The sequence below is a fragment of the Dyadobacter sp. CY323 genome (assembly GCF_021390245.1).
Lineage (GTDB): Bacteria > Bacteroidota > Bacteroidia > Cytophagales > Spirosomataceae > Dyadobacter.
In genome coordinates, this window is record NZ_JAJUXH010000005.1 from 285,008 (window position 1) to 299,596 (window position 14,589).

General features: G+C 43.4%; 12 protein-coding genes and 1 tRNA gene. All 13 read left to right on the plus strand.

Annotation, left to right across the window (positions count from 1 at the left end):
* The first annotated feature begins 35 nt into the window (after positions 1–35).
* The 13 genes from LZG72_RS11950 (at position 36) to LZG72_RS12010 (ending at position 14,516) form a co-directional block, all read left to right on the plus strand.
* A complete protein-coding gene (locus LZG72_RS11950; protein WP_233872051.1) occupies positions 36–1,310 on the plus strand; it encodes a hypothetical protein in 1,275 nt (424 codons plus the stop codon).
* A gap of 3 nt (positions 1,311–1,313) precedes the next feature.
* On the plus strand, positions 1,314–2,678 hold the full coding sequence (locus LZG72_RS11955) for a Dyp-type peroxidase (RefSeq protein WP_233872054.1): 1,365 nt from the start codon (positions 1,314–1,316) through the stop codon (positions 2,676–2,678).
* A gap of 392 nt (positions 2,679–3,070) precedes the next feature.
* Positions 3,071–3,155, plus strand: a tRNA-Ser gene (locus LZG72_RS11960).
* 273 nt (positions 3,156–3,428) lie between these two features.
* Positions 3,429–4,391, plus strand: a complete 963-nt coding sequence (locus LZG72_RS11965; protein ID WP_233872057.1) for a site-specific integrase — start codon at positions 3,429–3,431, stop codon at positions 4,389–4,391.
* Positions 4,388–4,627 (plus strand): tyrosine-type recombinase/integrase, encoded by a 240-nt coding sequence (locus tag LZG72_RS11970; protein WP_233872060.1) that lies wholly within the window; start codon positions 4,388–4,390, stop codon positions 4,625–4,627. Before LZG72_RS11965 ends, LZG72_RS11970 begins: the two co-directional genes overlap by 4 nt.
* A gap of 296 nt (positions 4,628–4,923) precedes the next feature.
* On the plus strand, positions 4,924–5,208 hold the full coding sequence (locus LZG72_RS11975) for a hypothetical protein (RefSeq protein WP_233872063.1): 285 nt from the start codon (positions 4,924–4,926) through the stop codon (positions 5,206–5,208).
* A gap of 275 nt (positions 5,209–5,483) precedes the next feature.
* Positions 5,484–6,848, plus strand: coding sequence for an IS110 family transposase (locus LZG72_RS11980; RefSeq protein WP_233872066.1), 1,365 nt, complete (start codon positions 5,484–5,486; stop codon positions 6,846–6,848).
* A 42-nt stretch (positions 6,849–6,890) separates the two neighbouring features.
* On the plus strand, positions 6,891–7,283 hold the full coding sequence (locus LZG72_RS11985) for a hypothetical protein (RefSeq protein WP_233872069.1): 393 nt from the start codon (positions 6,891–6,893) through the stop codon (positions 7,281–7,283).
* Between the two features lie 5 nt (positions 7,284–7,288).
* Positions 7,289–8,203, plus strand: coding sequence for an IS3 family transposase (locus tag LZG72_RS11990; protein WP_233872072.1), 915 nt, complete (start codon positions 7,289–7,291; stop codon positions 8,201–8,203).
* Positions 8,204–8,792: 589 nt separating this feature from the next.
* The gene (locus LZG72_RS11995; RefSeq protein ID WP_233872075.1) at positions 8,793–9,935 is read left to right on the plus strand and encodes a hypothetical protein; all 1,143 of its coding nucleotides are present in this window, start codon (positions 8,793–8,795) and stop codon (positions 9,933–9,935) included.
* Positions 9,936–10,084: 149 nt separating this feature from the next.
* Positions 10,085–10,519: a response regulator gene (locus LZG72_RS12000; protein WP_233872078.1), complete on the plus strand. Its 435-nt coding sequence runs from the start codon at positions 10,085–10,087 to the stop codon at positions 10,517–10,519.
* Between the two features lie 569 nt (positions 10,520–11,088).
* A complete protein-coding gene (locus LZG72_RS12005) occupies positions 11,089–14,121 on the plus strand; it encodes a PAS domain S-box protein (protein ID WP_233872081.1) in 3,033 nt (1,010 codons plus the stop codon).
* Complete coding sequence (locus LZG72_RS12010) at positions 14,118–14,516, plus strand: response regulator (protein ID WP_233872084.1); 399 nt, start codon at positions 14,118–14,120, stop codon at positions 14,514–14,516. The genes LZG72_RS12005 and LZG72_RS12010 overlap by 4 nt, the downstream gene beginning before the upstream one ends.
* Positions 14,517–14,589 lie beyond the last annotated feature (73 nt).

Here is a 14,589-nt window from a genome sequence, read left to right on the forward strand (position 1 = left end):
AGAGGATCAATCTTATTATCAAATTAAACAAGCTTATGGCGATCACAACAACTTCCGGACATACGTTACTCACCATCGTCTGCGAAATAGATACATCCAAACGAGCTCGACTCGAGAAGATTCTTGCGGAGATCCGCAACGATTTATCGGACAATCAGTATATCCCTTTCCCCGCTATCCGCCTGCTGCATTTCGCTAGTTTCGTCATCACCCGTGAAGAATCAGAACCAGCGTTACTGATATTTGAAAACAATTTTGACGGTAAATGGAATCCATATCTTAATGAACTGGTAGAATGTGCCGGACCAGGATTGCACCCTATTTTCGAGTGCTGCATTCATTATAATTCACCGCATTTTCACCCGGTATACCTAAAAAGGTTTTTGACTAAATGTACTGTCAGGCCAAATGCATATCATATAGGGAATGTTGGGCGGGCAGCGGGGGATATCAAAATGAACCAAAAATTGCGGGAGCATTTACAGACATTTTTAGATGACCTATTTGCAAATGCCAATCCTGAAAGTTTCTCCCCAAAGGATTTACGAAAACGCATGCAAGATTATACCAGATCACTGCGAGAACCCGATTACTTAAAACAGCTCCCGCCGCGCCAGAAATTTCTGGAAATCGTTGTACCCAAATTCCTCAAGCTGTTCTTCTTTGCATTAACCGTCGTTTTAGCACTAGGATTTTTGCCTGTCTCAATCATTCTGCTGCTCATTTTACGCAAAAAAGAAAAAAACGATCCTGTTGATACGGTGCATCCATCTCTTTCGAAAGTCGATCATTTGATGAATTCCGAAAATCGAATCACACAGAATCACCTTGCCAACATCACAGAAATAAAGCCGGGTTGGTTCCGTCTAACCTTGTTGAGAGCGGTGCTCTTCTTTACTAACTTACTGGCCCGTACCTCAACACAAGGAAAATTAAGCGACATTTCAAGCATCCATTTCGCACACTGGTCAATCATTAATGATGGTAAACACCTCTTGTTTCTGAGCAATTATGACGGTAGCTGGGCTAGTTACCTTGACGATTTTATCGATAAGGCGAGCTCGGGACTTACCGGTATATGGAGCAATACCAAAGGATTTCCTTTAACGCGTTACCTTGTCAGGGACGGCGCCAGCGATGAAATTCCTTTCAAGGCGTTTGCCCGCAATCATCAGGTCCAGTCCCTTGTATGGTACAGCACTTATCCTGATTTGACCGTTCAGAACATTGACAAAGACAGTATGATCCGGGAAAACCTGTTTAAGGCGTTAGATGACTCGGAAATTCAGGAATGGCTAAAACTATTTTAACAAATGGCACAGTTGGAAAACTCAGACATACAAGGATTCGCATTGAGTTCTTATTCGAAAAACATGCCTTGTGCAAGTTATTATCTCCTGAAAATTACGGATCCGGAGAAGTGTAGACGATGGCTTAAAGGGCTTTTGAATGAGATAACGACCGGTTTGGACAGAAAGGAAGATTTTTGTCAAAACATCGCATTTACGGCTACCGGTCTTGCAAAGTTTGGGTTTACAGAGGGTGAACTTGGATCGTTTTCAGCTCCATTTCAGGAGGGAATGATTACATCCACACGACAACAAATATTAGGTGATTACAGGGGCAGTGCACCCCAAAACTGGTCCTGGGGCAATGCAAGCAAACCGGTAGATGTATTGTTATTATTGTTTGCCCGGGATGAGAACATGCTTGCCGAACGTCACAGAAAAATTACAACGCAAATACAATCCAATGGCGGTGTGGAACTGATTGTTTCACTCTCCGCGGGAAGGCAACCCGACTCTCGTGAGCATTTCGGATTTTTCGACGGAGTTGGTCAGCCGGTAATAGAAGGTACTGAGCAAAGGTCGAGACAACTAAAACGTACAGGTCATGCAACAGAAATAAAGGCTGGCGAGTTTATCCTGGGCTACGAGAATGAAATGCAAAAAATCGATTCTGTGCCAACCAGGAAAATCATGGAAAATTTTGGGCGCAATGGGACATACCTTGTATTTCGCCAGCTTGAACAACACGTCGCCGTTTTCTGGAATTATTTGAAAAACACAACGAGTAAAAACGGCGAGGAAGGTTCTATCCAAAAGCAGGAAAGTCTGGCTGCAAAAATAATCGGACGCTGGAAAAGTGGCGCGCCGGTTACGCTTCATCCCCTTTGCGATCCAACTAGTCCATCTGAAACGCCACAAGAAAATAACTTCACCTATGCCGAATTCGACAAGGATGGTTTGCACTGTCCGGTCGGAGCCCACATACGCCGAACAAATCCCCGGGATTCGTTACTTGACGATGGATCACTGTCCCTTCTTACTGTGAACCGACACCGAATCATCCGTAGGGGCAGATCTTATGGAGACCGCTTGCTAGATGTTTATAATGACGACAAAAAAGAGCGCGGGCTACATTTCATATGTATCAACAGCAACATTGAAAGACAATTTGAGTTTATTCAGCAAACCTGGGTAAATAATCAAACATTTGGCGGTTTGAATAGTGAACTGGATCCTCTGATAGGACACAGGGAAACATCAGATACCTTTACAATTCCGGGTTGCCCGGCGAGAACAAGAATTCATGGACTGGAAGACTTTGTTACTACTAAAGGTGGAGCTTACTTCTTCATGCCGGGGATTGAGGCCTTAAGGAATTTGACACAGTAGTTAATAACTTGAATGTAAACACTTTAAAGTTGTATTAACTGAAATTGCACCTCATATTTTGAATTAGACTGCAATTCATTTCTGAGTCCAAAAAGAAGAAGCTGGAACAACAGCTTTGGGGATATTGCCAAAATTCTGCGCGAAAAATGAATGCGGATGAGTTCCATAATACAGCTCAGGAGGCAAGTAAGGTACTTGTCAAGATCGTCATTAATGGCAAAGACAAGCTCAGGTACAAGATTTAGTACTCAGGTTTGCCTTCAAATGTCATTCACAGATGGCATATGAATTCCCAGTTCAGCTTTTGGATTCTAAAAAAATTGAGCTCAGATCTTGCGCTTAAAGATTTTGTTCCTATTTTTGCACCACGTTTCGCACACGGCGAAACATTTAGAGAGATGGCAGAGTGGTCGATTGCGACGGTCTTGAAAACCGTTGACTGTAACAGGTCCGGGGGTTCGAATCCCTCTCTCTCTGCGAAAATCAATATCAAAACACATCAAAAGCCTGCAAATCAACGATTTGCAGGCTTTTTTTCTTTCCACGCTATGCCAAAATGTTCAATAAAGCCCAATATGTTGGTGAGCAGTTCGGTGAGTAGTTGGAGGTGGAAAAAAGTGCTCACCGAATTACTCGTTACTTTTTGTTTATGAACCTGTTTACGGCGTAAACATCTTGATTTAAATAGGCTGCAATCATAATTTTATTCACTTTAAAATTTGATTGCTATGTTAATAAAAATGCTTCACGTTGCTCTTTTATCTTAAAAAGCGCAACAATTATGTCAAAGGTGAATTGCCAATTTACATGAGATTGACAGTCGACGGTCAAAGGATTGAGATCAGTACCAAAAGGGAGTGCGAGCCTGAAAAATGGAACTCGTCAGCTGGCAGGAAGAATGGTGCCAAAGAAGATGTAAAGCTTCTCAATGCGTATTTGGATACCCTTCAGTCCAAAGTTCATGATGTTCACAGGCAGCTCATTGAAGCAGGTCGACCCATTACAGCCGAATCTGTAAAAAATATTCTGGTTGGAAGTGCGGTAAAACCGAAGATGATCCTTGAGATTTTTCACGAGCACAACGACAAGATGTCGAAATTGGTAGGAACCGACTTTGCTCCCGGCACATTGGAACGTTATAAGACATCTTTTGAGCATACAAAGGAGTTCATAAAATATAAGTACCGAACTGCCGACCTTGAAATTGAAAAGCTGGATTATGACTTCATTGCCGACTATGAATTTTGGATGAAAGCTGTCCGGAAACGCAGTCATAATACGACAATGAAGTACTTATCAAACTTTAAAAAGATCTCTCTTCTGTGTATCAAGCGGGGATGGCTTGCCTGTGATCCATTTCATGCTTATAAAATGACAAAGCACGAGGTAGATAGGCAAGCGCTGACCGGTCCTGAACTGCAAGCAATAACAACTCGTGATTTCGGGCAAGGCCGATTGGCGCAAGTACGCGACATATTTCTGTTCTGCTGCTATACTGGTTTGGCGTATGCTGATGTTTTCAAGCTGAAACGTTCGGAAATTATCGATGGTAGTGATGGTGAAAAGTGGATAGTCATAAAGAGACAGAAGACCGAATCGCCTTCAAGAATTCCACTTTTGCCACAGGCATTGTCCATAATTTCTGTCTATGACGAGCATCCGCAATGCATCGCCAGGATAGGTTGCTACCAGTGTTGTCAAACCAGAAGATGAATTCTTACCTTAAAGAAATCGCTGATCTATGCGGGATTACCAAGGCGATCATTTTTCACTTGGCCAGGCATACCTTCGCGACAACTGTAACCTTGACGAATGGAGTGCCAATCGAGAGCGTTTCAAAAATGTTGGGGCATCGTAATATTAAAACGACTCAGCTTTATGCGAAGATCGTCGATAAGAAAATTGGGGACGACATGAGAAGGTTGAAAGAGGTATTAGGTAATTCATAGATAATTGTCTGACAAACAAACTCGGCAAAAGGGCAGCTAAATAAGTGGCCCTATAACTTGAGGATGGTGAGAAGCCGCCAAAAGCGTTCAGCATAATGGCGGCTTTTCTATATCCTAGCTTTCCCCAACAGAGCCGCCAGCCCTCCGGGCACTTATATCCGTTTCCTTTTGGCTGTTAGAGGGCCACTGTTAGAAGGGCTTTCTTTTTTTTCGTTTTTTCTTTGTCAAACATTCATTTAAGAAAGGGCGAGAGGAAGAAGAAAGAAAACATTTTCTAACTTCTAGCAGCAGTAATCATGGCTCACAACATCAATTTCGATGAAAATATCGACAAACACAGCTTTTTTAGTGTAAAAGAAAAAGCATGGCACGGGCTCGGTCAAATCGTGGATCAATACGCAACAAGTGGCGAAGCAATCCAGCATGCAGGCCTCAACTACCAGGTTCAAAAAGCCGGTTTATCCGCAGTAAACCTGAGCAGCGGAAATGCGGGTGAGAATGTACCGGTACCAAACTATTATGCAACCATGCGCACTGAAAACGATGCAGTCATTGGAATTGTAGGCAATGTATTGTCCTGAAATCATTAGACTGTAAAAATGCAGTTGAATAAGAATGACAACTAGAGAGACGGACTCATAATTTCTTATCTTGTATTAGCTTCATAGAAAAGCTCCTAAGCTAAATGGTATTTTAAAGTCCTTCCTGAAATCTGGGCTGGAATGTATACGTCCTTGTTGTTGCAGAGACATTTGTTGAATTAATTGGTGATCTCAGTTTGAGAATCCCGTACAGAAAAATCTTAAATCCACAATACATTCCATGAAGCTATTTACTCTTTATAGCAATCGATCATATGGAAAGGAAATCATTACCACTTCGGGTTGTCAATTTCAATGCAGCAGGGATTGACGTCGGTTCTCGCAGTCATTTGGTTGCGGTAGATCAAAATAAAGATAATGTCCGCACATTTGGAATTTATACCAAAGATCATGAGGAGCTTATCAAACACCTTCAAAATCATGGAATTTCCTCGGTTGCGATGGAAAGTACTGGCAGCTACTGGCAGACACTATTCAATGCGCTTCAAAAAGCGGGTTTTACCGTTCTATTAGTTGGAGGGAGCCAGACTAAAAATGTTCAAGGGCGTAAAACAGATGTTATCGATTGTATTTGGATTCAAAAGTTACATTCACTCGGCTTGTTGTCAGGAAGTTTTTTACTAAGTGATGCGCTACAGGAATTACGAACCTATTATTACCACCGGCAGCATCTAATTGAACAAATATCTAAATACACTCATAAGATGCAAAAGTCGCTTCGACTGATGAATATCAGATTAGATGTGGCCATTCGGGACATTACCGGAAAATCCGGGCTGGCTATAATAGATGCGATCTTATCCGGAAGTAGAGATCCACAGTACTTAGCATCTTTAGCGGACATACGGATGAAAAAATCCAAACAAGAGATCGCTGATTCGCTGCAGGGCTGGTGGCGTGATGAATTATTATTTGAACTAAGCGCTGCTAGGGAATTTTATAAACTTTACGAAAAAGCACTTGTCGCCTGCGACAGTGTAATTGAGAGCGCTTTACAAAAGTCTGCTCCCTCGGATTCAGATTCTCTTCCCGGAAGCGAAATGAAAAACATAAACAAGCAAAAAAGCAAAAATGCTCCCGATTTTAACGTATCGTTCCTTGCGCGCCAATATTTTAAAACAGATCTATTTGCAATATCAGGCATAAGTTACAGCACCGTTCTTTGTCTACTGACCACAATGGGTAACGATATACATAAATTTCCGTCTGGCAAGAGCTTTGCAAGTTGGCTCCGCTTGGTTCCAAATAATAAGGTCAGCGGTGGACGTATAATCAGTAGCAGAACACCATCTGGTAAATCATACTTGGCTTCTGCGCTACGTCAAGCAGCAAACTCGATTGGAAATCAAAAGAATCATGAATTAAGCCCGTTTTTTAAGAGAATCGCTTACAAAAAAGGAAGAATAACAGCTATTACTGCTACTGCCAGAAAGCTTGCCGTTATTATTTGGAATATGATTACGAAACGGACGCCGTATAAAAAAGATCAGGTCAAGGAGACTGACCAAAAATCCAAATCAGTTGTGTTAAGACAAGTTGAACGACGTATTGATGCATTGAAATTAAGTCATGATGAACTCAAAGCACTTTTTACAAGAGCCTCATTATTAACTAGTTGATGCTGAGTTGTACAGAAATAGCTTTACACAAAAGCAAAACGGATGAAAGCAAAAGAGAAAAAAGTTACGGTAAAAAATCGGATGCCTTATGAAAGACTAAGCGATACGGAAAAGAAAAAGATCGTTCATGAGATCAATTCCGGATTAATTGGTCAGAGAGCAGCTGCTCGGAAATATGGTTTGAACCGAAAAACGGTTGGTGCATGGGTTGTTGATTTTTCTTCGTTCAATATTAAGCCACGGGAGGTGGCAGAAGAAGCCATCAGCAATATGACTGAAAGTTCAAAAACCCGAATCCTGGCCAAGCAGGTTCAGGATCTTACGAAGCAACTTGAAAAGGCTAACCTAAAAATTAGCGGACTACAGACTATGATTGAAGTCAGCGAGCAAGAACTTCATATTAAAATCAGAAAAAAGCCTGGTACCAAACAGTAAAAAGAATGAGACAGAAGCATCCGGAAGAAAGCCTCGGAAGTCTCTGTGAACTGTTTGGTGTTTCGCGTCAGGCTTATTACGATGCGGCAGAGCATGAAAAGAAAACATCGATTGCCCACATGCTGGTGTTGTCATTAGTCAAAGAATACCGAAGTGATATTCCATTGATAGGGACCAGGAAACTTCTCTTTATGCTAGTGCCTGACTTGGCACAACATGGTATTAAAATCGGGAGAGATCAATTGTTTGAGCTACTGCGTTTCCATGGCCTTTTAATTCGAAGAAGAAAGCGAATTGTAAAGACCACCGATTCCCACCACTGGCTTAAAAAGTATCCCAATTTAATCAAAGGGTTGGAAGTGACCGGAGCGAATCAATTGTGGGTTAGCGACTTAACTTATATACGAACCTTAGAAGGATTTAGCTATCTGAGCTTGATAACGGACGCATTTTCAAGGAAGATTGTAGGCTTTTCCCTTTATCAAACCTTGGAGGCAGCTGGTTGCATAAGCGCTTTAAAGATGGCAATTGCTGAACGAAGATTTGACTCCCCGTACTTTTTGATCCATCATTCCGATCGTGGAATTCAGTACTGCTCTGCAGAATATGTGAGTATCTTAAATGATGAAAACATCGCGATCAGTATGACTCAGAGCGGAAGCCCCTATGACAATGCCCTTGCAGAGCGGGTAAATGGTATCATAAAGAATGAGTTTTATCCGAAACGGGTTTATCAGAATCACAAAGAGGCTGCTAAGGCAATCACGAGAATTATTCATACATACAACAACAAACGGCCGCACGCAAGTATCGACTATTTAACTCCCGACCAGGCGCATACGCATGAAGGATCATTGATGAAACGCTGGAAACGGTATCAGAGAAAAAGGAAGAATGTGCCTGAGCCCGTTGAAGTATGATGCGAGCAATTCGATGTCCACATTGTTCTTATAACCCCCATTTCAATTGAGGGGGATTATAAGAACAATGTTCAAAGCCAATTGAAATTTGAATTTGAAAATGGCGTATATTAAGCTTGCAAAGTAATTCCAGTACTAAGGAAATTCCGGTGTAAGATTTTAGTAGTATTAACAAGAAGTCTAGTAAAGTTCAATCAGGATTATCACTAAAAACTGTAAGGTTTTTTCAGGACGACACACTATTAAATAAATTCTGTTCCAACTGGTCTGCCGCCGGCGAATCATATCCATACTTACAGTCTGCTCATAGATACGCCGCCGCGGAAACCAACTAACCGGCCAGGCCAGAAAGATGTCTGTGTTGCTTGCCAGCCCGGTAACGTGTCCCATCTTTGTTTTTTTGACTAATCATTTTCCGGTTTGTAACAAACCATTTAAGGTGCTGGTTACACAAAAAAGAACCGGCAAGTGTGCCCGCATTATTAGAATATTATTAGAAGTTATAAATAACGGCACAATCTATCATCATTACATTTCGCATAGTTTTAAATTAGGGCTTCGGATCTACCCCTCTCACATTTTCAGAAAAATGAAACGTATTCCTATAATCTTCTCCGAGCAGAAGGTTATTCTGGCTTTTTATCTGGGTGTAAGTATGCTCGCCGGTTTCTGGCAATACGCCTATGGCCCTGTCACATACGACCACTTTTTGATACTCAGAGCTGGATTTGAGCATTTGGCTGAACAACAAAACCTGTATCTGCATTATCCAGGCCAGTATGCGGGCACGTATGGCTACCACCCGATTGTCTCCATTTTATTTGCACCCTTCAGTTTTTTAAGCATAGCCACAGGTATGACCTTGTGGTTATCAATCGTATCGTGTATCCTCTTCTATTCGATTAAGTATCTCCCGATCAGCCCTGCGGATAAGGTTTGGTTTTGGTGGCTGATTTTAGCAGAATTGGTCCTCTCATTCAACTTTCAACTTCATGACCCACTGCTCGGCGCGCTGGGGTTACTGACCCTGGCATCCTTTCAGAGGGGCCGGAGCAGGAGCGCAGCGATGTATCCGGTCATAGCCGCCTGCTTACACCCGTTTGGTATCCTGTTTGCAGCACTGTTTGTTTTCTATCCGAACCGGCGTAAATATTTGCTTCATTTAGTGATCTGTGCATTGATCATTTGTATCATTCCTTTGTATTTTACAGGCATCGATTATTTTATCCGAGTGTACAGTGATTGGGCCATTTCACTGCTGGCAACCCTTGGGCCAGTCGCCGATGCGGCGACCCGCGTCAGGCAATCATGGGTATCAAGCGTGAATTTGTGGAATTTATATGCTGTTGCGGCCTTTTTTTTCGGCTTAATTTGGGTTACCAACCTAGTCCGGATTGCGTTAATCGACAGAAAAAGAATGCTTCTTCTTCTTGCCTATTGTTGCATTTGGATCAGTATTCTTCAAAATGGCCCGTGGACGGCCTCTAATTTCCTGACCTCGCTGGCGCTGATCCTGTTTTTCCTGGCCAACAAGGAGCGGCCACAACCATACCTAACCGTATTTTCCGTTACACTGCTACTCGTTATTTTTTCGACCAGCCTGGACATGTATGTGACTGATTGGCTGACGGACTCCGAGCGGTTACAACTCTGGCCGGGCATCATGGTGTTGCTGACATTACAATTTCTGCTACTTTCCCCAAAAAGTGAGAACAGGTTTGCAATAAAATGACCAGTCAGAAGCAATGATAGGTATAATTGGAACAATCAGGCATTGCTGTCAGACCGAATACACTTTTAATCATCAGGACCTGGAGCAGACCTTCTTAACCACTTCTGGCACAAATGTTATCCGGGCCGCCACTCAGAATTTCTTTCCTTATGGCAAATACCGATAAAGAGCATAACTCCACGGTCCGCGTTTTATTAGTAGACCAAGATCACGAACAATCTTATGTGACCGGTATGTTACTGGTCGCCATGGGATATCAGGTCCAGGTTTGTAACAGCGGAAGTGATTGTATTAATGTAACGGAAACATTCAGCCCTCATGTGATCTTGCTGGATATCGATATGCCAGCCGTGGATGGTTTTCAAGTATGCGGCCACATCCGCAAGCAGATGTGGGGAAAGCAGGTGCGCATCATCGCGCTAACCGGTCGTAGTGATAACCAAATCGGCAAATTTACCCCGGCGGGTGGTTTCGACGGACACCTCAACAAACTAGCTGGTTATCAGGATCTCTCAGACAGAATTGCGGAATACTTAAGAAATAACTGCGCAGCTGGCTATTTGCCAAACAATACGGGTAAGTAGTATAAACCGTGAACATCGATGGCGAATGAGTGTAAGCGCCGGTTTGAACAGGTCTGAGTGACTTATGGAAGGGAACCGGGTGAATTGCAACGCTCGGCCGAGCCACGGCAAGTGTCAATTAGCACTATGAAGCCACAGAAGCTACGTGGTTTTCAATTACTCAAGCTGAAACTAGCACCGGAGATGTTCATTTTTGGTGCTGCTTTTACCACTGATTTATCTCCCAGATAGGGATAATGCTACGAATTTTGGCACGAAAAATACCTCTGTGCCCTGAGAGGGCATAACACCTCTAATGGATAGTTGGTTTTCAGTGCCTAATCTAAGACTTAGTGACCCACTTGGGTATGTAATTGGTGCGTGCCCTGCGGTTAATGCTATTGTCGAAACTCAGGTTTATGAACTTATCCTTTAAAAAAGCATGACCACCAGTAGGCCACATTCTACTTAGATGTCAAATATATATGCATTTACTACGAAATTGTTTTACATTCAGGGGATAGTGGGTGCTTTAAATCTATTATAGGAACAAAGTCTTGCCGAGTTTAGCATATATAAAATACACAAAAGTGAAGAGCGATTTGAAAATAGTGTACCTGGAAGGTTCAGAGGCGGGGACAATCACGGCGAAACAAGCCTTGGACAAAAAAGGGATAAACGCGGAGATACGTGTTGGCTGCAACAAGGATCAATATATAGCGGAACTAGCGGGTTTTACGCCAGATATTATCCTCTCTGAATATACTCTGGCCGGTATACACTGCTCTGAAGCAGTTGCGAGTCTACGGCAGAGCGGGATGAAAATCCCATTTATCATCGTTTCCAATGCAGTGTCTGATGAAATGGCGGAAGAGCTTCTGCTGCTGGGGGCGGACGACTACATTATTAAGGACCAGCCCGGCCGCCTGCCGTTGGCAATACAGCAGAGCCTTGAAAAATACAAGCTTATAAAAGAGCAGCAGGACATGCTCGAACAGTTAACCAACAGTGAAAAGCGTTTCCGAGCGCTGGTGGAAAACAGCACGGACGCCGTTGTCGTGCTCGATGCGCAGGCCAGGCCAACCTACGTTTCGCCGACCGTTATAAACGTATTGGGATACACCCCACAGGAGGTCCTTACCATGGATCTTTTTACTTTGGCACATCCTGACGACGTGGAAGAACTCTCTAAGGTCATGATGAAAGTACTTGCCACTCCGGGGGTACCCATCCAGGGGCATACGGGGCGGATGCTGCACAAAGATAGCACCTGGCGCTGGATTGACGCTACAGTAACCAACCTGTTGCATGATCCGGCTATCAACGGCATTGTTGACAATTTCAGGGACGTAACCGAATCGGTCCTGGCCGACCAGCAACGCAAACACAGGGAAAGACGCCTGAACCAAGCACAGGCCGTTGCCCATCTGGGCAGCTGGGAACTAGATATGGAGACACAAATTAGTATGTTCTCCGATGAAGCATGCCGGATCTATGGTTTGTCCCAAACAGACAATATCCAAAGTACGGCTTCCTGGATATCCTTCGTACATCCTGATGATGTTGAATACGTACTCAAAAAGAACCAGGATTCACTGGATTCCCAGCAGGCGGCGGACTACTACTACCGCATCGTCAGAAGGGACGGGCAGGTCAGGCACCTGCATGCACAAACCCATATTGAGTTCAATAGCCAGCGGCAGCCCGTCAGTTTATACGGCGTGATGCACGATGTGACTGAAATTAAAAAATCTCAGCAGGCCCTGCGAAATTCGGAGTCCAACCTGCGGGCAATCTTTGAAAATTCCACGGAAGGTTTTATCCTGGCAGATACCCAGGCGGCAGTCAAGTACTTCAATAATAAGGCGGCCCGTTTTTATGAGGTAATTACCGGCGAAAAAATTGAAGTCGGCTGCAGTTTATATCATGGGGTCAGTAAGGACAAAAGCGCTGATTACGAAAAGGTGATCACCAGTGTACTATCCGGTAAGACCCGCCAGTATGACCATGTATATGAGCAGATCGATGGGGACAGCAAATGTCTGAGCATTATGTTCATCCCGGTGTATGAAAACGGTGAGATCACGGGGCTCAGCCTGGCTATGAGGGACGTTACCGAACGGAAACTGGCCCAGGAACTACTCCAGCGTTCAGAGTCGAACATGAACGCGATCATCAACAATACGGATGCACTCATCTACTCCCTTGACACCGACCTGAGATACATCACCTACAACGACGCACTTAAAAGCATGATGAAGGAAAGGTACGGCATAGATGTGCAGCCAGGCGATAACATCCTCAAATCTATGGAAAAGTTTGATCCGGGTTCTGAGTCGGACTGGTCGCAAATCAATGCCAGGGCGTTAGGTGGGGAAATTATGAAATTTGAAAAGGAAATTCCTTATAACGGGAAGCGCAATCATTTTAGATTCTCCATTCATCCAATAAAAGAGAACAACACTCTTGTCGGTTTATCATGTTTTGCCAATGATATTACCAAGGAGAAACAGGCCGAAGATGAGGTGCTCAAAGCGCTTGAAGAAAAAAATATCATTCTTGAAAGTATCGGGGATGCCTTTTATACAATGGACCGCAACTGGATTGTCACCTACTGGAACAAAGAGGCCGAGACGGTGTTGAGTTGTCCAAAGGAAAGCATACTGGGTAATAATTTATGGGATTTGTTCCCTGATGCTGTGGGCTCTTTATTCCATACTTCTTACCAAAAGGCTTTTGAGCAGAATACCATCCAGCATTTTGAATCCTTCTATGAAAGGGACAATACCTGGCTGGAAGTGTCAGCCTACCCGTCAGCGAGTGTTCTTTCAATATATTTTAGGGACATTACCCAAAGAAAGCATTCGGAGTCGCAACTCAACGAGCTCAACAAAAGCCTTCAGAAATATACGGACGAGCTCATCGCATCCAACAAGGGCCTTGAACAGTTCTCCTACATTGTATCACACAACCTGCGTGCACCAGTAGCCAATATCATAGGCCTGGCCGAACTTGCCAACGAGGGTATTTATCCTATGGAAGTTAAGGAGCAATTTTTAAGCGAGCTATTGATAAATGTCGAACGGCTCGACGATGTCATTTCAGACCTTAACACGATTTTACAGGTTAAAAGAGGAGTAAGCGAGAAAAGGGAGCTGGTTTCTTTGCAGCGACTGATAGATGAAATCAGCTCGAGCATTCAAAACATCATTGAAAAAGAAAATGTGAGGATAGAAACCGATTTTAGCACTGTAGGCGAATTGTTCACCCTGAAAAGTTATTTACACAGCATTCTTTTTAACCTGATCATGAACAGTATTAAATACCGCCGAAAGGACATTGACCCAGTGATCACGATAAAAAGCAGCCTGGACCAGGACCAGGTTGGCCTTTCCCTTCGGGACAATGGTATGGGAATTGACCTGGCCGGCAAAGGTGCGCAACTCTTTGGTCTTTACAAGCGCTTCCACTACCATGTAGAAGGAAAAGGGATGGGGTTGTTTATGGTCAAGACACAAGTAGAAATGCTTGGGGGGAAAATTGCCGTAAACAGTGTAGTCAATCAAGGCACCGAATTTAAGGTTGAATTTAGTTCGAACGCGTTCCGCACCCCTACCCCATGAAACTGCCCTCTCAATTCATTGTCGTCGATGACGATCGCGGTAATAACCTCATTTGCAAATATGCCATTGCTTCTATTGCACCCCACGCCCGCATTCAACTCTTTACTGAGCCCGAAAAAGCACTGGAATGGATCCAGAAAGACTTTAGCAATAGAGCAGAAGACCTGAGCACGGCCCTCTTTCTGGATATCAACATGCCGGTGATGAATGGCTGGGAATTTCTAGATGAATTCAGTTCGTTCCTCCCCGGGCTCCACGCAAATTACAACATATTTATCGTTTCTTCATCCATCGACCCGGAAGACAAAGAGAAGGCAGAAAACCACCCGCTTGTGCAGGGCTATTATTCGAAACCATTGAGAAAGGAAACAATAAAACAGATATTTAGCACATAATTATTGCATCCAGGCTGGCTAATGTTCATAACAAGTAATTGAATTCGTAATGTAACCGTTAAATTCTCAGATG